At 43.3% G+C, this 21,428-nt stretch carries 18 protein-coding genes; all 18 read right to left on the bottom strand.

What is annotated here, in order from left to right; translation table 11 throughout:
* Nucleotides 1-45: 45 nt before the first annotated feature.
* Nucleotides 46-951 (bottom strand): glycosyltransferase, encoded by a 906-nt coding sequence (locus tag Q3V30_RS07455; protein WP_306211881.1) that lies wholly within the window; start codon nucleotides 949-951, stop codon nucleotides 46-48.
* Nucleotides 948-2,045: a UDP-galactopyranose mutase gene (gene glf, locus Q3V30_RS07450; protein ID WP_306211879.1), complete on the bottom strand. Its 1,098-nt coding sequence runs from the start codon at nucleotides 2,043-2,045 to the stop codon at nucleotides 948-950. The genes Q3V30_RS07455 and glf overlap by 4 nt, the downstream gene beginning before the upstream one ends.
* The gene (locus tag Q3V30_RS07445; RefSeq protein WP_306211877.1) at nucleotides 2,046-3,158 is read right to left on the bottom strand and encodes a hypothetical protein; all 1,113 of its coding nucleotides are present in this window, start codon (nucleotides 3,156-3,158) and stop codon (nucleotides 2,046-2,048) included.
* Nucleotides 3,148-4,083: a glycosyltransferase family 52 gene (locus Q3V30_RS07440; protein ID WP_306211874.1), complete on the bottom strand. Its 936-nt coding sequence runs from the start codon at nucleotides 4,081-4,083 to the stop codon at nucleotides 3,148-3,150. The genes Q3V30_RS07445 and Q3V30_RS07440 overlap by 11 nt, the downstream gene beginning before the upstream one ends.
* On the bottom strand, nucleotides 4,070-5,278 hold the full coding sequence (locus Q3V30_RS07435) for an oligosaccharide flippase family protein (RefSeq protein ID WP_306211872.1): 1,209 nt from the start codon (nucleotides 5,276-5,278) through the stop codon (nucleotides 4,070-4,072). The genes Q3V30_RS07440 and Q3V30_RS07435 overlap by 14 nt, the downstream gene beginning before the upstream one ends.
* Complete coding sequence (locus Q3V30_RS07430) at nucleotides 5,278-5,979, bottom strand: acylneuraminate cytidylyltransferase family protein (RefSeq protein ID WP_306211870.1); 702 nt, start codon at nucleotides 5,977-5,979, stop codon at nucleotides 5,278-5,280. Before Q3V30_RS07430 ends, Q3V30_RS07435 begins: the two co-directional genes overlap by 1 nt.
* On the bottom strand, nucleotides 5,976-7,034 hold the full coding sequence (locus Q3V30_RS07425; RefSeq protein WP_306211868.1) for a nucleotidyltransferase family protein: 1,059 nt from the start codon (nucleotides 7,032-7,034) through the stop codon (nucleotides 5,976-5,978). The genes Q3V30_RS07430 and Q3V30_RS07425 overlap by 4 nt, the downstream gene beginning before the upstream one ends.
* 1 nt (nucleotide 7,035) lies before the next feature.
* Nucleotides 7,036-7,674, bottom strand: coding sequence for an acetyltransferase (locus Q3V30_RS07420; RefSeq protein ID WP_306211866.1), 639 nt, complete (start codon nucleotides 7,672-7,674; stop codon nucleotides 7,036-7,038).
* Nucleotides 7,667-8,746: an N-acetylneuraminate synthase gene (neuB, locus tag Q3V30_RS07415; RefSeq protein ID WP_306211864.1), complete on the bottom strand. Its 1,080-nt coding sequence runs from the start codon at nucleotides 8,744-8,746 to the stop codon at nucleotides 7,667-7,669. The genes Q3V30_RS07420 and neuB overlap by 8 nt, the downstream gene beginning before the upstream one ends.
* Entirely contained in the window at nucleotides 8,739-9,914 is a 1,176-nt protein-coding gene (neuC, locus tag Q3V30_RS07410; RefSeq protein WP_306211861.1) for a UDP-N-acetylglucosamine 2-epimerase, read from the bottom strand. The genes neuB and neuC overlap by 8 nt, the downstream gene beginning before the upstream one ends.
* Nucleotides 9,915-9,916: 2 nt before the next feature.
* Nucleotides 9,917-11,068: a LegC family aminotransferase gene (locus Q3V30_RS07405; protein ID WP_306211859.1), complete on the bottom strand. Its 1,152-nt coding sequence runs from the start codon at nucleotides 11,066-11,068 to the stop codon at nucleotides 9,917-9,919.
* 7 nt (nucleotides 11,069-11,075) lie between these two features.
* Nucleotides 11,076-12,263: a UDP-N-acetylglucosamine 4,6-dehydratase gene (locus Q3V30_RS07400; protein WP_306211857.1), complete on the bottom strand. Its 1,188-nt coding sequence runs from the start codon at nucleotides 12,261-12,263 to the stop codon at nucleotides 11,076-11,078.
* A gap of 695 nt (nucleotides 12,264-12,958) precedes the next feature.
* Complete coding sequence (galE, locus tag Q3V30_RS07395; RefSeq protein WP_306211856.1) at nucleotides 12,959-13,978, bottom strand: UDP-glucose 4-epimerase GalE; 1,020 nt, start codon at nucleotides 13,976-13,978, stop codon at nucleotides 12,959-12,961.
* A 39-nt stretch (nucleotides 13,979-14,017) separates the two neighbouring features.
* Nucleotides 14,018-14,914, bottom strand: a complete 897-nt coding sequence (gene galF, locus Q3V30_RS07390; protein WP_306211854.1) for a UTP--glucose-1-phosphate uridylyltransferase GalF — start codon at nucleotides 14,912-14,914, stop codon at nucleotides 14,018-14,020.
* 211 nt (nucleotides 14,915-15,125) lie between these two features.
* Nucleotides 15,126-16,466, bottom strand: coding sequence for a lipopolysaccharide biosynthesis protein (locus tag Q3V30_RS07385; protein WP_306211852.1), 1,341 nt, complete (start codon nucleotides 16,464-16,466; stop codon nucleotides 15,126-15,128).
* Nucleotides 16,463-17,686 (bottom strand): glycosyltransferase, encoded by a 1,224-nt coding sequence (locus Q3V30_RS07380; RefSeq protein ID WP_306211850.1) that lies wholly within the window; start codon nucleotides 17,684-17,686, stop codon nucleotides 16,463-16,465. The genes Q3V30_RS07385 and Q3V30_RS07380 overlap by 4 nt, the downstream gene beginning before the upstream one ends.
* Nucleotides 17,687-17,690: 4 nt before the next feature.
* Nucleotides 17,691-18,941, bottom strand: coding sequence for a colanic acid biosynthesis pyruvyl transferase WcaK (wcaK, locus tag Q3V30_RS07375; protein WP_306211848.1), 1,251 nt, complete (start codon nucleotides 18,939-18,941; stop codon nucleotides 17,691-17,693).
* Nucleotides 18,942-19,115: 174 nt separating this feature from the next.
* Nucleotides 19,116-21,332 carry a phage tailspike protein gene (locus tag Q3V30_RS07370; protein ID WP_306211846.1) on the bottom strand — a complete coding sequence of 739 codons (2,217 nt, stop codon included), beginning with the start codon at nucleotides 21,330-21,332 and terminating at the stop codon, nucleotides 19,116-19,118.
* Between the last annotated feature and the right edge of the window lie 96 nt (nucleotides 21,333-21,428).

The following is a 21,428-nucleotide window of genomic DNA, read 5'->3' as shown; positions in this document are numbered from 1 at the left end:
AGCAATTAGTGTGATAAGTTTTTTCTTTATAAAGTCTTAATTTTATTAGGGTATATACTTTTTATTTGTATTAAAAGTAACCGAATCCTTTAATGAAGACAGACAAATCTTAGCCTCTTTAAACCTTAAACGCGCCAGTGATAACAGACAGTAACCGCCAGCAAGGATAAAAGGCTTAGCTTTAGTAAGAGGCTTCTTGCCATGGATAAAATAGAGCCTGAATAAATTACGTAGCATGAAATAGCCCTTCCATGAAGAAAGGTCATTTTTTTGATTATTATTTAGCAAGCGAATGGCTTTAGCAGAAAGATCGCAGACAATCTTGAAACCCGCTTTAGTAGAACGAAGGGAGTAATCCATATCATCATAAAAAATGAAAAATCTTTTATCTGGAATACCCACACGATCTACAACGTGCTTTTTAATCAGAGGGCCTTCAAAAGGAACACCGGCAATGTTTATCGTGCCAGTGGTAAGATTGTTCCGCGCAATAAACTGGGAAACGTTCTCTTTTTTTGGTGAAAGAGCAAAGAAGTCATCCAGATCAAATTGAATTGGTGACAATTCGGCCAGTGAACCATCTTTGTTCAAGCGCAAAGGCTGAACGATATCACCTTCCGGGCAGGCCAACAAACGCTCCAGACAATCTGGTTCAGGCTTGAGATCGTCATCCATTAACCACAAATAGCCATACTCTCGTTCTTTAAGCAGTTCGAATCCGTAGGCAAAACCGCCAGCCCCACCCAAATTGGCACCAGTATTATGGTACTCAAATTTTCCGGCGTGAAGCTGACTAAGCTGCTCAACAAGAGATGACGTACCGTCATTACTATTATTATCAACAACAATGATTTTGTGCAGTGGAGTACTCTGCTGCAACAAAGCAGTCAGAACCTCTTCCAGCAGTTGTTTTCGCTTAAAGGTAACGACCAGAGCAAAGACCGGTTTCATTTAAATTCCTTTTCTACACATTTCAACGCGGAGGCAATAATTTGATGCATATCATAATACTTGTATTCAGCCAGGCGCCCGCCGAAAATGACGTTTTCGGTTTCAGCGGCTAGCGCTTTATATTGTACGTAGGTACTAGTGTTTTTCTTATCATTTACCGGATAATAGTACTCATCCCCCTCTTCAAATTCCTTAGGGAACTCTTTGGTAATGACGGTTTTATCCTGCGTACCAAATTCAAAGTGCTTATGCTCGATAATACGAGTAAAGGGATAACTTTTATCAATGTAATTGACGACTGCACTGCCCTGATAATTATCAGCATCAATTATCTCATTTTCGAATTTCAGAGAACGATAATCTAACTTTCCGAACTGGTAATCAAAATATTTATCAATTGGCCCCGTATAGACTACTTTCCTGGCGCTCTTGACCCATTCATCACGATTAACAAAGAAATCAACCTGCGTTTCTACATCAACCCCATCAAGCAACGCATCCACAAGAACATTATAACCGCCAACAGGGATCCCCTGATAACGATCATTGAAATAGTTGTTATCATAGGTAAAACGCACAGGCAGACGCTTAATGATGAATGGTGGCAAATCTTTGCAATCTCTTCCCCACTGCTTTTCGGTATATTCTTTGATCAAAGTTTGATAAATATCTTTTCCAACCAAGAAAATAGCTTGCTCTTCGAGATTTGAAATCGCGTCCTCATCAATTTCAGATTTCTGCTCAGCAATTTTAAGACGAGCTTCAGCAGGTGTTTTAACGCCCCAAAGCTGATTAAAAGTATTCATATTGAAAGGAAGGTTATAAAGCTTATCTTTTGATAAGGCCATTGGCGAGTTAGTAAAACGGTTAAATTCCACAAAACTGTTTACATAATCCCAAATATACTTATCGTTAGTATGGAAAATATGCGCTCCGTATTTATGAACGTTAATACCTTCTACATTCTCACAGTATACGTTACCGCCAACATGATTTCTTTTTTCAATAACCTTTACTTTATAACCACGTTTTTTTGCTTCATGGGCAAATACTGAACCAAACAAGCCTGAGCCGACAATAAGGTAATCTAACATTTAGTTGTCCTTCACTGAAACCGGAACATGATATAGAGATAATCGAGTAAATAAGATAGCAAAGAAGATGAAATCAAATACTCCAGGCAAAATAATGGTATCGAGAAATCCTCTTCCGATATATACCGCTAAGAATATAAACGCACCAAAATCAATAAATAGAATATTAAACATTGATAATAAAATAAATGTAATTATTACTAATGCCAGTATGCCAAACATCGCATGGAAGTTAAGATAAGAATTATGAGGATTTATATTATAACTTGCTATAGTTGGTAGCTTAGTAATATCAACACCCATCATTAAAGTTTTAAAATTAAGTGAAGAAAAATACTCATTAAGCATAACTATACGAGGCGACTGAAGACCTTCTTTAAACTTTGAGTTTTCGACCACGTCATAAAGCACTGAAAGATGATACCCAATGAAGGCTGAAATAAGAACACCACAAACTATAATGATAAAAACTCTATGCCCATGTTTAGGGGCAAGATAGTTCTTGAAGTAACCGAGGGCAAGAAGCAAAGAGAAAATAATCCCTGAGCGCCCATACAACATAAAGCAGAACAATACAATTAAAACAATTATAGTTTTACCATATTTTACAGGCAAATTTAACTTTTGGTGATACGCGAAATATAAAGTTGAAGATAATAAAAGCAGCCCAGAAATATAATTGTAGCTAAAGCCTTTTAAAATAATATCCATATAAGCATAGATGTGCATTGATTTTGACAGGGATATGAAAAAACAAACTATAATTAACCCCATCAAGCCCACAATACACCATCTAAGTATAAATGGGATCATTTCTCTTCTGGAAGAAATTGAAAAACACAGAAGAATATTAACAGCAAAATATAATATATTAAAAACCAACCTTTCCGTCGGGTAGGTGTGATTAAGTAAAATAGTTAACAATGAAAATATTAATACACTTCCTATTAAAAGATATTTATAGCGACCTTTGGGAGGTGTAATTATAACCGAAATGGCTGCAAATAAGATTGATGCTGCTATTAATGATTTATTCGCTGTTGCTTGCCCAATAACATAAATATAGGCATATAAGACAATTATAACAGATGAAATTAATCTTTTAAAAGGCATTTATATTGCTCTCAAAAATTCCATATTTTGTTTCTAATTTTTTACATATTCCAGTTCCATAGATATCAACTGGGATATTAAAATCATTCGTGGAGATCGAGGAGAAACAAGTGACAATTTTTCCGGGCCGATTGAACATCAGCATCAACTGAACAGGTATAGTTCCATCCAGCACCGGAACTGAAAAGTGATCTTTATAGTTTGTTTTCTCACGCGGATGGGGTTTAATGACTACTACCCCATCATAATTGCTGATGATCTGCTCGTAGATTTCAATTTTTTCCCTCTCAGAAATAACGTTATCTTCTGAAAAAGGTTGAGTCATTACCATTACATCTACTTGCTCAAAAGCAATTGATTCATCTAAATTAAATACATCCAAGATTTTTATTTTATTTTTTTTATCGATGTTACTCCAAGCTTCCTGGATATTTACGGTAATGACTTTTTTTATAATTCCTTCTGGAACAGGCGCAAGATTAGTTAAATAGATTGACTGTACATTTCTGCTATAACCCCATTCATCGCCGCGCAGTAATAGTTTTCTAATAAATGAAGCTTTACGTTTAGCAGTATGAATATAGTTACCTAATCCATCTTCAAGAAGGATAAAACCTTTTCTCATAAAAACAAATGAGAAAAAAAGATGGTCCTGGCCATAAACCCCGTTTTTATCCAGCCCCTTATACTTACTTTTTTTGAACAGCAAGAAATAAAAACAGTAAATGAGTCGCCTTAGTAAAGGAAACTTGCTTCCTCTGAAAGTAGGAAATTCGATGTGATGAGGAAGTAATGAGAGAATTTTTCTTGGTATGCCATCGGCAGTAATGAACATGGTGGTATTAATACTTTCATTGAATATAACCAAATATAAAAAAAGGGTATAGGCACTATCAACAACGCATACCTTGTCAGGTTTTTCCATTTTTATTAATACCCCAATAGTAAAGCATAATGATACATATTGAATTGGAAATTATCAGTGAATACGGTAAATATCCAATACCATATTGTTTGAAGAAAAACAGGCACATTAAGTGAATCAAACTGGACGTAAAGGTTGCGGTGGCAACATGTCTGTTTCTATTATGGTAAAACAAGAAATTTACAATGATCAGATAGGGAGCCTGAAGGCCGAAACCTATAGTAAAAAGTGCCACTAAAGAGGAAAGATTAGAATATTTAGATCCCAAGACAAAACTGTACAAAGCATCAGGCATTAACAAAGCAAGCAAACCTGGAACAATAGAGAAAGGTATCGCCAATACCGCATATTTACGCAATACTGAGACATTAATTCTTTCATTTTTGCAGGCTTCGAAATAGTATGGCACAAGTGCTTTATTCAAAGCCATAATTCCAACATTGACAACACTTGCTAGTTGAAAAGCTGCCGTATAGGTAGCTAAATCGTTTATGGAAAAAGTATGTGATATTAGCAGTCGGTCGAATTGCCCTTTGAAATACAGACTGGATTGATGAATAATTAATGGCAGCCCGAAAGATAACATGTACAACAGGTTACGCTTCATCGTTATAAATGAGAGCAACTTTTTTGTACGCTTCGCCTCAAATAATATAAATACCAATGCACATACGATGAGACTTAGAAGAATTGCATTAATTCGACTAAACGTATCAAAAGAAATGAAGTTGAATAAAATAACTGTTAGCAACACTGATAACAATGAAAAAGAAATTTGATATAAAGCATATTGATAAACTTTCTTTTGACACTGTTTTGATGTGGTTAAAATATTAAAAACAGACTGAAAAACCGATACGACTATGGCGTAATGTAATAATCTATTATCTGGAAATAAGAGTATAGATAATGAAAAAACGATTAGCCCTAAAAAAATCACAAAAGAAAACGAATGAAATATCAGAGTTGTAAGATTATTATACCCATATCGATAAAAATACCTGGCTATAGCTCCTTCAAAACTAAAATTCACTAAGATAATAGTCAGTGCCTGAAGGGATGTGAACAGTCCTAGCTGGCCAAAATCATTAATACTTAATACCCTTGAAAGATAAGGGAGCATCAAAAAAGGCATTGCTTTGGAAAAAATTTCACATACTATAAATATTAAGGAGTTTTTGTATATTGCTTTCATCAGGATAGTTTTTTATTAATTAAATATTCTGCATATTCAAAATCTTGCAAATTATCGATGTCAACATCGCTACCAGCTGCAGAGATAAAAGCAATTCCCTTATCATTATAAATATCAGAAATTTTCCCTACATAACTTCGCTTAAAAATGTATATTGAACCATTAATACGGTAATAAGTTGGCAGATCTTGGGAGCGAATATTATTTTCTTCTTTTAAAAACCCCTTCAGACTTTCATCCTCCGGTAACACATTGATTAACAATGGAGAGTGCTCACAACGACTCAGTGATACAAGAGTATCTTTATCCTTTTTGTAGATTTTATCTATTGATGCATCAATATCATCTGTTGTTCTTAACGGTGATGTTGGTTGCAGCAAAATAATATAATCATAAAAATCATTATTGCTTTCTAAATACTGTATCACATGAGTAATGACATCATTGGTAGTTGCTGTATCGTCAGAAAGTTTGTCTGGCCTTAAAAAAGGACACATTGTTTTGTAGGTTATTGCTATGTCTGCAATTAACTGAGAATCTGTGCTAACAAATACATTATCAATATATTTCGATTGATTAGCGGCATCCAACGTCCATGCGATAAGTGGCTTATTTGCTAAAGGGAGAATATTTTTGTTTTTGAGTCTTTTACTCCCTTTTCTTGCAGGCACTATCGCCAGAATACGTTTGCCACCAATCATATATTAAATCCTATATTATAAATATCACGTTGAGCTTTTTCAAAGTCGTCCATGCGACCAATATCAAGCCAGTACTCATGTATTGGAAACATTAATACATTGCCATCTTTAGCCATAACATTTTCTAACAGCGTTGGCATATCAATTTTCATATTCTTGTGAACGCTGTCAATCACGCTATGATTGATGACATAAATGCCAGCATTCACATAAAAATGCTGAACCGGTTTCTCAACCATTCCTGTCACTTTATTACCATTCCCTGTAACAACGCCATACGGGATCTGATATTCATATTCCCTGACACACATGGTTGCTTCTGCATTATCTTGATTATGGAAGTTTAGCAGTTTCGTATAATTAATATTAGTTAATACATCGCCATTAATCATGATTAATGGCAGTTTATTAATTTCCGCAGGTAATAATCCTAAAGCGCCGCCCGTTCCTAAAGGGACCTCTTCATGCACGTAAGTAATAGTTACGCCCCACTTTTCGCCATTACCAAAATAAGACATTATTTTCTCAGGCATGAAATGGGTTGAAATATAAAAATTCTTAAAACCATATGATATAAAATTCTGTAGAGTGATTTCCAGGATGGGTTTATCACCTACTTTTAAGAGCGGCTTTGGACATTCATTAGTTAAGGGACGAAGGCGCGTCCCAAACCCTCCTGCCATTATAAATACGGGATTCTCAATTGAAAGTTTTTCAGTTGATTCATTAATTGAGGTAATACCTACAACAATTCCATTTTCGACAATCGGAAGTGAAAGAATTCCTTTCTTTACCATCACATCTTTCATACTATCAATACTAAGGCCATTTTCCAGAGTTACCGGGTTATTATTCATAATAGATTCAACTGACTCTTCCATTGAACTATTATTTAAAAGCCCACGGCGGACATCTCCATCGGTTATCGTCCCTAAAAGCTTCCTGTCCTTCGCTACAACCAATACAATACGAGAAGCTTCTTTATCGATTATTTTTAATGCCTCATGTATCGTCTGCGAAGGGCTGACTAACACATTTTCCCAGTTTTTCAACATCTCAAATACTCCGATTAAATGGCCTGGCTGGATAAACAATAGCAGCTGAGTCTAAATTTTTGGTTACTATAGCCCCAGCCCCGATTACTGAACCTCGAGCCACACTGACTCCCTGAATAACGCTTGCATTAGCGCCCACATGGACTCTTTCTCCTATATGGGCGTTACCACATACGACCGCTCCAGGTGAAATATGCGAGTAGTCTCCTACAGTGCAATCATGTTCAATAATTGCTCCAGAATTGACAATTACATCCTGTCCAATTACACATCCAGGTTGTACTATTGCCCTACCCATTATTTGCACTCCTTCAGATAAAGTTGCGAAACTGGATACGTAAGCATCGGGCGAAATTATATTCATGAATTCATAACCTAATTTTCTACCCGCATTGGCAACTTTCTCTCTGAGAACAGAACCTGGCATCGAACCGATACCATTAACAAGAATATACTCATCAGGAGGCAGGGAAGTGAGTATGTCGTCAGACAACCAGTGTAAAATCCCGTTAAAAATAATCTTATTCGCTGGAGGGGAAGGACTAATAAAAGAAAAAACTGGTAACTCAAGTCGGTGAAGAATATCAACCAGTACCGAAGCATGTCCACCACCACCGATTACGATTATTTTTTTATTCAAAGATTTGATCTCCTGACTCATAATCTTTAGTGGCACTTTTGCCAAGCAGTGACCAATACAGAGATGGCGACATTCCTGCTCCGGGTCGTTTTACCTCAAGATTAGAGCTCGAGAAGGTTTCACCCTTTTTTATGTCAGCCGATGCAACCAGACTTTTGCGCGCAACAATTTTGTTGCCAATCTCTGAAGCAGAAGGTCCTTTACGCCCACTACCGATGGCACTTTCTACTTCTCTGATAGCGGTAACCATAGCCGTTAACTCAACGGGATCCAGTGAAGCTTTATGATCAGGTCCTTCCATTTCTTTGTCGAGAGTGAAGTGTTTTTCAACTAACACAGCCCCCCTCGCAACAGCTGCAACTGATACTGCTATACCTTTAGTATGATCTGAGTAGCCTACCGGCAGTTCAAAAGCCGCCGATAACGTATCCATTACCTTTAGATTTACTTCGTTGAAAGGTGCCGGGTACTCTGTAGTACAATGAAGTAAAATGACCTTCTCTTGTAAGGCTTTTTTACCAGCCTCAGAAAAATAAGCAGATTCAAACGCTTCAACTGAAGGAGCAGCATCATTTTGCGTTGTATAACCAAAAGCGATAACACCCAGTGCTGCTTCAATTTCTGCGAGGTTCGCCATACCTGTCGACACGATCAGGTCGGCCCCTGTACGCGCATGTGCCAGAACCAAAGGCGCATTTGTTAACTCACCGGAGGGAACTTTTAGCCTTTTCAGCCCCAGATCTTTCACTAAAAAAGCCAGGCTTTCATGATCAAAAGCCGTTGAAAGAAATTCAATACCTTTTTCATTACAATAAGATATTAATTTATGGTGTGTTTCATAGCTTAGTTCTAATCTGGTTAGCATTTCTAATTGCGATTCAACTTTTTTTGTATTTTGAATCTGATAATTTGCTTGCTGTGCTTTCGCAGTGACTAAATTTTTAGCTTTAAATGTTTGGAACTTCACTACGTCAGCACCAGCCTTAACCGCTGCATCAATCAATTGGAAGGCCAGCTCTTCATTTCCGTTATGATTAACGCCAGCTTCAGCAATAATATAAGTTTTACTCATTCTCAACTCTCTTAGTTCCGGCGATATCAAAGAAACATTTAGTTTTACCCGGTTCAAAGAGCTTAAGCTGATGGATTATTTTTTCTGTAGTATTTCCATCACCATAAGGATTGATTACAGGTTCTATTTTCAAACTTTTAGTTATGACCAATGCCTTCTCTATCGCCCGGGAAATGTCTTCTGTAGTAGGCAAACAATTAATAACAGAATTTGCGGACATACGACCTTTTTGCCGGCTTCCTATATTTACTGTTGCAACCTTCAAAGAGGGCACTTCAATAATACCACTTGAAGAATTCCCTATAACTGCCTCACTATACTTTACTGCACTCAAATAGCGTTTGTAACCTAATGAAGGTATTCCCTTGATTCTGGAAGGGTTCTCAGCAGCCCACTTCTCTATCAATGGAATGATTTTCCTTCCGCCATCATCGGCATTTGGCCAGGTTACGATAACTTTATGATCTTGATAAAATTCAAGAGCACTGGTAAGAGCATTAAAAGTAGAAACCGCATCCTCATCAGCTAAAGTCACGGGATGATAAGTTACAACAAAGAATGGTGAATCTAATTTGAAGTCAATAGACGCTGCCAACTCCTCACGACTCATAAATTCAGCATTGCGAATATGATCTAGCCCTATTGCACCCACATTGAAGACATTAGCGGGTTGTTCACCAAGTTGAATAATACGTCTGCGATGCTCACATGTAGAGGCAAAATGAAGGTGGCTCAGCTTAGTAATCGCATGGCGGATGGAATCATCATATGCGCCTTCCGTAATCTCACCACCATGGAGATGAACAACCGGAACTCGCATAATCATCGCGGTTTGTGCCATGGCCAAAGCTTCAAATCGGTCGCCTAAAATAACGATACATTCTGCGTCAATTCTTGAAAGAGCATCGGCGAATCCAAGAACTCCAACTCCCATACTTTTCGCTACACCAACAGCTGTGTCGGAGGAAAGAAGGATTTCAATTTTCTCATCTATCTGAAAGCCATCAGCAGTAACTTGCTGCCAGGTAAGGCCAAATTCTGGTGACAAATGCATACCGGATACGATCAATTTCAATATTAGTTGGTCATCATCGCGAATAGCAGCCATAAGAGGTTGAAGCAGACCATATTCAGCCCGAGTGCCAGTAAACACTGCTATTTTTTTCATTATCAACCGCCCAGTTTTACAGGTGAGCTTGGGAGATTGATCAAATGCGATTCAATCCATTCTGAATTGGTCAGATCATCCCGGCGTGCATGCTGGAACATTGGCAATCGATGCATAAGTTTCCAGATAGGTCGCGTCATCACACCCTGTGCGTTGGATTCTTTAAGCAGTGCATCCCGGGATTCTACATCCGGACAAATGATAGCATTTAACCAATAATTAGAGTGAGCATACTCTGGTTCTTCAACAAAAAGGAAATCACTACCTTTAAAAAAGGCTTTATATCTCAACGCAATAGCTCTTTTCTGGCTTAAAAATTCAGGCAGGCTTTCCATCTGAGCACAACCCAATGCCGCATTAAGATTCGGCATGCGAAAATTAAAACCTGGCTCGTCATGGAAAAATTCATAGGGATGAGGGACTTTAGCAGTCGTAGTGACATGCTTAGTATGACGGCCATCCTCTTCATTATCGCAAAGAACAATCCCGCCGCCGCCAGTGGTAATTATCTTATTACCATTGAAGCTTAATGCTGCGAAACGGCCTGTTGTTCCAGTATGCTTACCTTTATAGAAAGAACCCAGGCTTTCGGCAGCATCTTCTATCAATGTAATATGCCATTTAATGCAGATAGCTTTAATTTCATCTAATTCTACTGGATGACCAAAAGTATGCATTGGTACTACGGCACGAATAACTTTTCCGTTGAGCCGATCTTTACAAAGTCCTTCATCATCAATTACAGCATTTTGTTCCAACCAGGCCGAAAGTGCTTCAGGACAAAGACCAAGGCTTTTTTTAGCTACGTCAACAAATACGGGTTCTGCTCCTATATGGTAAAGAGCGTTACAAGTGGCAACGAATGTTAATGCCTGGGTAATGACTATGTCATCAGCCTGAACGCCAGCCATATAAAGTGCCGTATGAAGAGCAGCTGTACCATTAACCGTGGCTATAGCACGTTTTGCACCGGTAAAGTTTTTAATATCTTCTTCGAAGCGATCAACGAATTTCCCAACACTTGAAACAAAAGTACTTTCAATTGTTTCCTGAACGTAATTCTTTTCCTGCCCATTAAATGTAGGTGCATGGAGTGGGATAAAATCATTAGTTGCATACATTTCACGTACAAATTCAACAAGTCGCTTATTCATCTTACACTCACATTTTGCTGTCAAGATACTTACCTGTTTCTTTATGCGCAAAGTCAGGTAACATTTTAAAGAAAAGTTCAACGATTTCGTCTTTAGACCATTGTTTTTTAGCTTTTAACTCTTTAATACGATTTTCGAAAAGCTCAACAAGCGACTTATCATATGATAAATCATTTTTAATCACACCCAGGTTATCAAATCGATTCATATCCAGAGTTTCATTGGGAGTGAAAAATTCTTCAAAATCTTTTTCGCCTGTAGTATCACTACCAGTAAATAAGCATGGCCATTTCTTTTCCGCTGGAAGAGTTTTAACCAGATTTCTGGCTTCTTCTTCGCTGGTACAGAGATAAGGTTCATATCCTTGCTGACGTAAGAACTTTTCAGCTATTTCAGCAAAAGTTATAAGGTGCAGGGATTCACTTAATTTTGGAAAAAAGATGTCCCGATTTTCACCTAATAGACAAGACATTAAACAGAGCTCACCTGACTCTTTAGGTATTACAAAGTAACGTTTTATGTCATTAGGAGCCACGATAGGCTGTTTTTTGGCAATACGCTGATTAAATCCATGAAGCAGTGAACCATCAGAAAATGCTACATTTGCAAATCTGGCAGTTGAAATGTTAATTGAAGAACTTCTGCGCATTAAAAACATTTCCATGATACGTTTGGAAGCCCCCATCATATTGACAGGATTTGCAGCTTTATCGGTGGAAACACAGAAATATTTTTTGACACCCTTGGCAATGCTCTGTTCAATAGTCTTATCGGTATTAAATATATTGACATCGATCATACGCATCAGCGTAAACGGATCTTTTTCGCTTCTTACATGTTTTAAGGCTGAGAGATTAAGCACATAATCATATTCGCCATCTGCGTTAATGAAAGCATCGTATTCTATACTCCCAATATCTAAAGCAAAGGTCTGAAAATCACCTGAGATATAACCGAATGAACTACGAATATCCCTAACCAGTTCTACCATATTGTTTTCACTAATATCAACAACATGCAATTTTTGAGGATTTCGCTTAAATATTTCTTTTGTCACGGCCTGCCCGATCGAACCTGCGCCGCCGAGAACAAGGAACCGCGAACGCTCTACGATTGAACTTAACTGATCTGTATATCGGGTAATATCGGTATCGAATAGTTCATTTGTACGCCCAATCAGAGATAACATATCCATAGTTAGTTCACTTACCTTATTCTCAGTAGGTTATTATCATTTCTATAACCTATTAATTTTTTAATTTAGCATGCAGAAGCTTAAGGATTTCTTGATAAATTCATTCTGGCAGAGAGCTACACGTGCATAATGTATGAGTACATTTGAGAAAATTTGACTCTCATAGACTTACATCTTGACTGCCTCATCCTTATTACAGAATGTCACTGTGACTGAATTTAATTCAAAAAATGCATGCTACCGCCCCTGGCTTACGGCTACCAGCGTACCAAGCTTACACCCTAAGCGGGTTGACAGACTCATACTCGACTGATCCCCTTCCCGAGGTATGTAGCCCGTAACATTCACCAATAATTTTCTTACTATCCAGTCTCACACACAAGCGTAATTTGGCAAGTTTTAAGCCCTATCTGGCCACTAAACCATCAATATACTTTTAACTGTTCATTTTACATTCGAAATGAAAATAGCAAGGCAATTTGTCTTAAAGTGCTAAAAGAGTCAACTTATGATGAATTTTTCAGAATAAAAGAGTGATGAGTGTATGCGAATTGTGAGGACGTTGGGGGAGTGAAATTTATAACACTTTACGCAGTATAGGCTTATTGTGAAGGTAAATGCAGTAGATTACAGCCGGTGCAACTTATTGTTTGATAAGTAGTACCGGCTAATTACAAGAAGCAGCTCAAAAAGGATTATTTTTCGCGATAGCCGTTAGGATTTTTGCTCTGCCAGTTCCAGGTGTCACGCATCATCTCATCGATGCCGCGTGATACGCGCCAGTCCAGCTCTTTGTCCGCCAGGGAAGCATCCGCCCAGAACGCAGGCAGGTCGCCGGCACGGCGTGGAGAGATCTCATAAGGGATCTCTTTTCCGGCAGCTTTCTCAAATGCTTTCACCATCTCCAGCACCGAGTACCCTACTCCGGCACCCAGGTTATAGGCTTTATAACCTTCAACCGCAGAGATATGGTCCAGCGCTTTAAGATGGCCTTCAGCCAGATCCATTACGTGGATGTAGTCACGCTCGCCTGTGCCGTCCTTAGTTGGATAGTCACCGCCAAAGATGCCTAACTTTTCCAGGCGTCCAATGGCAACCTGAGCGATGTAAGGCAGCAGATTATTAGGGATACCGTTTGGATCTTCACCAATCTGTCCAGACTCATGCGCGCCTACCGGATTGAAATAGCGCAGCGCGATGGTTTTGAATTCCGGGTTCGCTTTGGCATAGTCACGCAGGATAAATTCAACCATCAGCTTTGACGTGCCGTAAGGGCTGGTCGTCCCGCCGATAGGGGTAGTCTCCACATAGGGAACCGGTGCATCCGCGCCATAAACGGTGGCCGATGAACTGAAGATAAATTGATTGACGCCAGCAGCACGCATCTCCTCCAGCAGCACCAGCGTCCCGGTGACGTTGTTCTGGTAATACTCCAGCGGCATACGGGTAGATTCGCCTACCGCTTTCAGACCAGCAAAGTGGATAACCGCTGTGATAGCGTGCTGAGCAAACAGGTCGCGCAGGCAGGCGCGATCCAGAATGTCCCCTTCGCAAAAAGTCGCCGTTTTACCCGCCAGCTTTTCTACGCGGTTAAGGGATTCACGTGAAGCATTGCTCAGGTTATCCAGTACAACAACGTCGTCGCCACGCTGTAACAGCGTCAGCACCGTGTGGGAGCCGATGTAGCCCGCTCCGCCCGTTACTAAAATAGCCATGTTGACTCCTTGCAACCACGCAGTGCGTGGCCGTGTGGGTTATTTAGCGAGGATCTTTTGAATTTCTTCGCGGAACTCACGTCCCTGCGCATTGTTTCTCAGGCCCCAGGAGACGAAGGCTTTCATGTAGCCGAGTTTACGACCGCAGTCGAAGCTGGTGCCAGACAATTGATGCGCATCAACAGGCTGTTTTTTGGCAAGGTTCGCAATGGCATCAGTCAACTGGTAACGACCCCAGGCACCTGGCTCAAGATTTTCCAGCTCGGCCCAGATATCCGCAGAGAGAACATAGCGGCCAACGGCAGCCAGGTCGGAATCCAGCGTCTGTGGATTTTCCGGTTTTTCGACGAAGTCCAGAATCTGGCTGATCTGACCCGGGTTATCCATCGTCTCCTGAGTTTTCACGACGGAGTACTCAGAAAGGTCAGCTTCTGGCATGTGGTGAACCAGAACCTGGCTGCGCTGCGTCTCTTCAAAGCGGGCAACCATCGCCGCAAGGTTATAACGCAGCGGATCGGCAGTAGAATCATCCAGCAGGACGTCTGGCAGCAGCACCACAAACGCTTCGTCATGCAGCATGGGGCGTGCGCAAAGAATAGAGTTAGCCAGGCCCAGCGGCTGAGGCTGACGCACATTCATGATTGTCACGCCTGGCGGGCAGATAGACTGAACTTCGCTCAGCAGCGAACGCTTAACGCGCGCTTCCAGCAAGGCTTCCAGTTCATAGGAGGTGTCAAAATGGTTTTCAACCGCATTCTTGGACGCGTGGGTGACCAGAACAATTTCCTTGATGCCGGCTGCCACACACTCATCAATGATGTACTGAATCATTGGCTTGTCGACAACGGGCAGCATCTCTTTAGGAATGGCTTTTGTAGCAGGGAGCATATGCATACCCAGACCCGCAACGGGGATAACTGCTTTAAGCTTGGTCATATTTTTTCCATATAAATGAAGTAAAAAACGTACAACGATTATGCATTAAAGAGATGATTCACAAGTATAATCTTAATCTGAAAATTTAGCAGCGGCTGGTCCTCATCCTGCCAGCCTTTTTTAGAACAATTCCCGCTAAACCCTCTGAGCTTTAAAATAAAAAAGGCAACCGCGGGTACGGTCACCTTTTTTCTTAATATGCCAATTCAGATTAAAGCCAGCCAGCAAACCATTCCGGCATCACAAACAGGTTGTAATAACTCACCAGTCCCATAATGCCCACAAACACCACGGATACCGATACCCATTGTCGTGCATAAGGCAGGAACGGAATGCCAATGACGGGCTTAATGAAGAACGGATGCGCAAAGGCTGAGATCAGCACCTGCGAGATCGACAGCGTAAGCGCCACATACCAGACGTTGGGGTAGATCCAGGTTGTTGCCAGCACCAGTACCACAATGATACTCGCCACCACATTCCAGTAGAACTCCACGTTAGTACGGCCGTTGGCCTGAGAGATAGCGCCCGTCAGTCCGCCCATCGGGCGTAACATGCCGAACAGCAGCATCAGTGGGATAAGATGCCCTACCGCTTCATGTGACGCGCCGTAAAGTACGCGCACAATCACCGGCGAGAGAATACCAATGGCCAGGTACATCAGGCTGCTGAACAGCATGATCGCTAACGTCCCTTTCAGGAACAGCTTCTGCAGCTGCGCAGGTTCATGCTGCTTCTCGGCAAAACGCGGCAATGCCAGACGGTTGATAACCGGCGTAACCAGCTTAAGCGGCTGCAACACCAGCTCTTTCGCCAGCGAGTAGATACCCAGCATCTCCGCGCCCATCACTTTCCCTACAATCAGGGAATCTGCCTGCGTTCTTAGCTGATTAATCGTCTGCGAACCGAGCTGATAAACACCATATTTCATTGAGCTGAAGAAAGTCGTTTTATCAAACTCAAAGGTCGGCCGCCAGGATTTATCGCCAAACCAAATCATGCATAAAATACGCATCGCGGCATTGGCAAATAAACCTAAAATAACGGCTGAAACATTAAGAGGCGATAAATAGAGCAGCGCGACCGTTAAGGCAAAAGCCAGAAACTTGGTCACCATCTCTATTTTTGCCAGCAGCACCATTTTTTTGGCTTTAATAAAATGGGCCTGATATTGCGACAGCGACCCCAGCACCAGGAAATTAAGGCTGGTCAGCATGATCAGCCCGGTGAGTTGCGGAAGATGATAAAAATAAGCAATTGGCCAGGCGATGGCGATCAGCAGCAGCCCGGTCAGCAGGCTGAGCAGCACGTTCACCCAGTAAATGGTACTTTGCTCTTTGCGGGTAATGTTCTGGCGATGCACGATGTAGCTGCTCATCCCCATATCCTGCAGCACCATTGCCACCGCCAGGATGGCATTGATGATGGCGAGGATCCCCAGCTCATGCGCTTCAAGCTTGCGTGCCAGCACGCCCAGCTGCACAACCTGCAGCACCGCAGCAAAACAGGTGCCACCGAACAGCCATACGGCCTGATTTTTTAAGCTACTCACGCCAGTTGCTCCAACAGTTGTGCCAGCTCACGGTAGGCAATATGCTGGTTGAATTCCGTTTCAACTTTCTTTCTCGCCGCCGCGACGACCGGGGCGACATCCACATCACCTTTCGCCAGCTTCTGTAAGATCTCGCTTAAGGCTTTGGCGTCCCCTTCCGGTGCCAGCCAGCCAGAGACATTATTCTCAATCAGCTCCGGGATACCGCTGTGATCGGTTGAGACCACCGGCAGACCCACTGCCATCGCCTCCATCAGCGCCACCGGGATGCCTTCCATATCGCCATCCGCAGCGGTAAGAGAAGGCAGCAGGAAAATATCCGCCTCATCCAGGTAGCGTTTAATCTCTTCCTGCGGCTTAAAGCCCACCATTTTGACGCAATCTTGCAGATTCGCCGTGCGGATAGTGTTGCTCAGCTCCTCTTCCATATCACCATTGCCAATAATGGTGTATTCGAAGTTGGCACCCTGCGCCTTCAGGAATTTGCACGCTTCTACCGCCACGCCCAGACCTTTTTTCTCGGTCAGGCGAGCCACAGAAACAATACGCAGCGGAGAATGGAGCGCATCCCGGACTTTGAGATTGAATTTTTCCGGCTCAATGCCCATGCGGGTCACGTGAATCTTCTCTGGCGGACAGCCCATGGCAATCAGTTTGCGCTCCCACAAATGACTGATGGGCAGCAGCAGTTCCGTCTGACGGAAAAGATTCGCATAATCCTGTTTGTGCTCGTCCAGGATATGACGACGGGAGATATCCGCACCGTGGAACACGGTCGCCTGCTTGCCCTTCAGGACATTCAGCTCACGCAGTTTGTTCGCCAGCGCGCCGGCATAGCCGAAATGCACCAGAAAAACGTCAGCGGTGAAGGTCTGCTTTGCATAAGCAACAATGGCCGGCAGCAACAGCTTGCTGGACTGGGCGCCGTAGCGCCCAACGTTAAAGGATTTGAGGGTGGTCATGCTCAGGATCTTAGGCAGCACAATCTGCAAACGCTGCTTCAGCTTTTCCGCATTGGTCACCTTCTCTTCCGGCAGCAGGTAGTGCGTTTTCTCTGCCAGATTATAGCGATCGAACGCACCATGACGATTCACCAGATCGCCAGGAAACACCGAGATGATCTCAACGTCATACCCACTGTCGATAAAATGGGTGACCTGATTCAGCACGAAAGTTTCTGACGAGACCGGAAATCGCATTGTGAAGAAAGTTAGTTTCATCGGTTCACCCTAAAATCTTGACGACATCTTCGGTGATGCTGTTCCCCAGAATCCTTTCCTGCGCTACCGCGCTATCAACCTGCTGTTTGACCACATCATAATTGTCGAGAATGCCATTAACTTTAGTGATGATGCTGCCATCCATCAGGCTTTTCACGTCGGTTGCCATCTCTGGCAGGCCGAGTTGGTTCATCACGCCAAGCGATTTGTGTTCATAGTTAATCGCCACGGCGGGGGTACCGAAGTTCATGGAGATGATTGCAGAGTGCAGACGAGTGCCGATTGTTAAATGGCTTTGTCCTAAAAGGATACCCAGTTCAAGGTCATTAAACTCATCCATGATGACATGATACTTATCTTTCTGAACCACATGGTCGCGCAGCGTCATCGCCACCATACGGTCATCTTTGTTATAGCTGTCGATCCCGGTACAGGTAGACAATGCCACGACCTGATAACCTCTGTCGATCATTGCGTTGATCACCTTACCAAACGCCATCTCATACTCCTGCTGCGTAACCCCAAGACGCTTGTCGAAAGGGGCCAGTTCCCGCACGGTAATGGCGATGGTTTTTGTTGAGGCGATCAGTTGCTGCCAGTGCAGCAGGTTATGGCTTGGCTCTTCCACGGCACGGGCGCGCACAAGGAAGGCGGTATCCGCACCCTTGACCACTTTTTGGGTGGTGATGTTGCCCTGCTTCATCATTTCCAGACTGACGCTTTCACGCAGCACCAGGCTGTTGACGCGGGCGAAGACAAAGTTAGCAATTTCGTTGAATCTCTCTTTCTGGAATGGCCCAACGCTGTGGCCCACCATATAGATAGGCTTTTTCGCCAGCAGTGCACAGAGCGCGTGCTCAAACTGCAACGGGCCATAGAGATCAACGAAGAATGAACCTCCAACCTGAATAATGGCGTCATACTGTTTTAGCTTGTTGGTAAACTTTTGCAGGTACTCAGGCACTGCGAAAGATTTATAGATCCCTTTACCGCTGATATGCGCCATCATAATTTTTGGCATCAGTCGGCGCTTAACCTTGTCGGTCAGCGAATTCTTGCCCTTTTTGGTCTCCAGAAAGAGCTCATCCGGCATAATCTCCTGCTGCAGCAGATAGCCTGAGCTGGTTGGATAGCGGCTGATGACATCAATTTCCAGATCGTTCCTTGCGAGGTTAAGCGAATCAATGAGCCCACGTAAAATAGCGCCATCACCACGATTACCACACGTATGATTGCCAACTAATAAGATCTTCATAAAAACTCCAGTATTCTTGTAATTTTACAGGCTATCACTAACCATAAGTGGTTAATTAATAAGTATTATTGTTCGAAACCCCGAACGCTCATCAATCCTGCTATACCACCTTAATCCCGCCCCTCCCAGTCAAAAGAGCGGGTGGCGAGCGGAGAGCGACCTCCGCTCTGCCTGTTATTCTTTAAGGGCAAAATAGGGCATGGCGACCTGTTTGCCATTCACTACCATCGACACATACCCAATGGGTTGAGCCGTGTTCACTTCTTCTGTCTTCAGCAGGCGCGACTCCAGTAACAGATCGCCCTGCTCATTTGCACCGATACCGGCTTTGCCGTTATGCAGCGTAAAGCGTTGCAGCGCACGGTGCGCATTCTCACCCGTTGGGGCTTTAGCAAAATCCATCTTGCTGTCGAAACGCGCACATTTTCCGGTCATAAAGCGGTCTTTCGCCGTGGACTTCATCAGCACGCCTGCTGAAGCCAGCCATCCGGCTAATTTTACGAACACGCGTGTATCGGTGTCGTACGGCGTGGTGTACATCACATCGACAATCGGGCTGGCGCCTTCAGCGTGCCAGCTCGCTTCAAACTTATGCGTTTTACGCTGCAGGCTGATGATCGCTTTACCGCCGGTAGTGCGGCCATCAATCACTTCATTCAGTACCGCTTTATCGGTGCCGTTGCTGAATGAGGATTGCCCGAAGATTTCGATTTCCCAGTTATCGCCCACGTCTGGGGTAAAGATATTACCCAGCTCGTACCATTTTTCCTGATTGGTATTATTGATGATGCGGTAACGGGAGGTGAGGTAGTTGTATTTCATGCTGCCATCAACCGCCACACCGTAAGACTCTACACGTGTTGAGCCGCGCTCGAAGGCGCTCAGCCACGCTTTACCATCCTGAGCGTTATCGATCCAGCTACCGGACTGTAAGTTAGTCTGCCGCATGTTAAGCCGGCTGTTGTGCGCAATCAGCGGGTTCTTACACCCTTCCAGGCTCAGTGCATCGACGATCCACTGACCGTTGGAGATGTTCCCCGGATGCTCGGAATGTTCAATCCAGCCGTTGTGGATAATGGATTGCCCGCAACGTTCAAGGTTAAGCACCATCCCTTCGGTACAGTACTGCGCGTTGAAGTTGGAGAGTTCGATCGCCGTGCTGTGGTCCCATTTGCCTTTCGGCAGGTTTGACCATACGGATTTGATCACGTCGCCAGTACAGCGGGAGGCATACCACTGGTCAATTTTACAATCCAGCGTATCCATCAGGCTCAGCGAGGTGCCGCCCATGCGCACAAAGCGCAGCGAAGCGCCGCGGAAGAACTGACCGCCCTCACATTTATTGAGGAAGAAGCCCTGCTTGTTAGGTTGGGTATCGGTACGCCCGTTCACAATCAGGTTACTGACTTCCACCCAGCGGGTGTTCACCTTAAAGATAAAGTCTGACTTGCCATCGGAAACGATAGTGGTTGCCGGGAAATAGCCAAAGTTAACCATTGCGCCCGATACGCGGAAAAAGCGCGTCTGCTCTTTGGAGAAATCGCAGCCGCTGACAAAAAAGGTGCCCGCCGGGAACTGAACGCAGATCTGCAGATCGGCATTCTGCGACCAGTTGTACATCGCTTCTACGGCCGGGGCGGCATCGGTTTTGCCATCATCAATGGCACCGAAATCGAACAGCGTCAGTCGGTTGAAATCTTCCACAACGCGGCGCCAGTGAAAGCCGTCACCGGCGAAGATCACGCCGCCGTCATCCTTGCCCGCTTCCAGGGTGCCGACAAACTCCCCGCCGCCCTCTTCCAGCCCTTCGTGCCAGCTGCTGAGCTTCACTTTCGCGCCGGAGAAGAGCGGGCGAGTTTTACGCAGCTCCTCAACGGATGGGATCTCACCAATCAGCTGATAACCCGCAGGCTGTGAAAGACGCTTGCTGAAGCTGTTTGCGCCAGGGCGCGTGACGTCAGGAATGTTAAACAGCTGTTTACCGCTCTCATCGACCACCGCCATCGAGTGGACAGGATCGGCAAGCAGAGCCGCATTGTCATCTATAAACTGTTGAAAATTGCCCTGGTTAAGCGCAATGGGCTGTTCAATTTTCGACAGTTTTCCGCTGGCGTTTTTCAGGAAAACATCAATTAAATTGCCAGCCTGGGTTGGATCTGTACCCGCTTTACCAATGTAGAGCTTGCCGTTGAAGTTTTTCCAGAAACGGTCCGGCATGGTGTAGAGATTTTCCGGCGTCAGGATCGGCACATCCTGTTTTGGTACATCGCCAGCCGGCACATCTTTAAGGGAGACGGAGGCCTTTTTTTCGGCAGCCTGGCTGGAAAACGAGCTCACAGAAAGGGCTGCAAGAATCGATGAGAAGGCGGTAATCAGTTCTCTTCTTTTCATTCATGTAATCCCATAGTCATTAGGCCTGGTTGAGGCATAGCGTGAATTTGATTTCCAGAGGCAATCCCCGACTGCCCGGCGCGTGGTAACGCGTCG

Origin of the sequence: Erwinia pyri, from assembly GCF_030758455.1 — a bacterium.
Taxonomy (GTDB): domain Bacteria; phylum Pseudomonadota; class Gammaproteobacteria; order Enterobacterales; family Enterobacteriaceae; genus Erwinia; species Erwinia pyri.
Note: the sequence above shows the minus strand (reverse complement) of the source record. Positions and strands in the feature narration are given on the sequence as shown.

What these genes read in the sequence shown, in the direction of transcription:
- galE (WP_306211856.1), bottom strand. Translation starts at nt 13,978, where the DNA reads ATGGCTATTTTAGTAACGGGCGGAGCGGGCTACATCGGCTCCCACACG.
- Q3V30_RS07400 (WP_306211857.1), bottom strand. Translation starts at nt 12,263, where the DNA reads ATGGATATGTTATCTCTGATTGGGCGTACAAATGAACTATTCGATACC.
- Q3V30_RS07430 (WP_306211870.1), bottom strand. Translation starts at nt 5,979, where the DNA reads ATGATTGGTGGCAAACGTATTCTGGCGATAGTGCCTGCAAGAAAAGGG.
- Q3V30_RS07435 (WP_306211872.1), bottom strand. Translation starts at nt 5,278, where the DNA reads ATGAAAGCAATATACAAAAACTCCTTAATATTTATAGTATGTGAAATT.
- Q3V30_RS07455 (WP_306211881.1), bottom strand. Translation starts at nt 951, where the DNA reads ATGAAACCGGTCTTTGCTCTGGTCGTTACCTTTAAGCGAAAACAACTG.
- Q3V30_RS07405 (WP_306211859.1), bottom strand. Translation starts at nt 11,068, where the DNA reads ATGAATAAGCGACTTGTTGAATTTGTACGTGAAATGTATGCAACTAAT.
- neuB (WP_306211864.1), bottom strand. Translation starts at nt 8,746, where the DNA reads ATGAGTAAAACTTATATTATTGCTGAAGCTGGCGTTAATCATAACGGA.
- Q3V30_RS07440 (WP_306211874.1), bottom strand. Translation starts at nt 4,083, where the DNA reads ATGGAAAAACCTGACAAGGTATGCGTTGTTGATAGTGCCTATACCCTT.
- Q3V30_RS07445 (WP_306211877.1), bottom strand. Translation starts at nt 3,158, where the DNA reads ATGCCTTTTAAAAGATTAATTTCATCTGTTATAATTGTCTTATATGCC.
- Q3V30_RS07370 (WP_306211846.1), bottom strand. Translation starts at nt 21,332, where the DNA reads ATGAAAAGAAGAGAACTGATTACCGCCTTCTCATCGATTCTTGCAGCC.
- Q3V30_RS07380 (WP_306211850.1), bottom strand. Translation starts at nt 17,686, where the DNA reads ATGAAACTAACTTTCTTCACAATGCGATTTCCGGTCTCGTCAGAAACT.
- neuC (WP_306211861.1), bottom strand. Translation starts at nt 9,914, where the DNA reads ATGAAAAAAATAGCAGTGTTTACTGGCACTCGGGCTGAATATGGTCTG.
- galF (WP_306211854.1), bottom strand. Translation starts at nt 14,914, where the DNA reads ATGACCAAGCTTAAAGCAGTTATCCCCGTTGCGGGTCTGGGTATGCAT.
- Q3V30_RS07425 (WP_306211868.1), bottom strand. Translation starts at nt 7,034, where the DNA reads ATGTTGAAAAACTGGGAAAATGTGTTAGTCAGCCCTTCGCAGACGATA.
- wcaK (WP_306211848.1), bottom strand. Translation starts at nt 18,941, where the DNA reads ATGAAGATCTTATTAGTTGGCAATCATACGTGTGGTAATCGTGGTGAT.
- glf (WP_306211879.1), bottom strand. Translation starts at nt 2,045, where the DNA reads ATGTTAGATTACCTTATTGTCGGCTCAGGCTTGTTTGGTTCAGTATTT.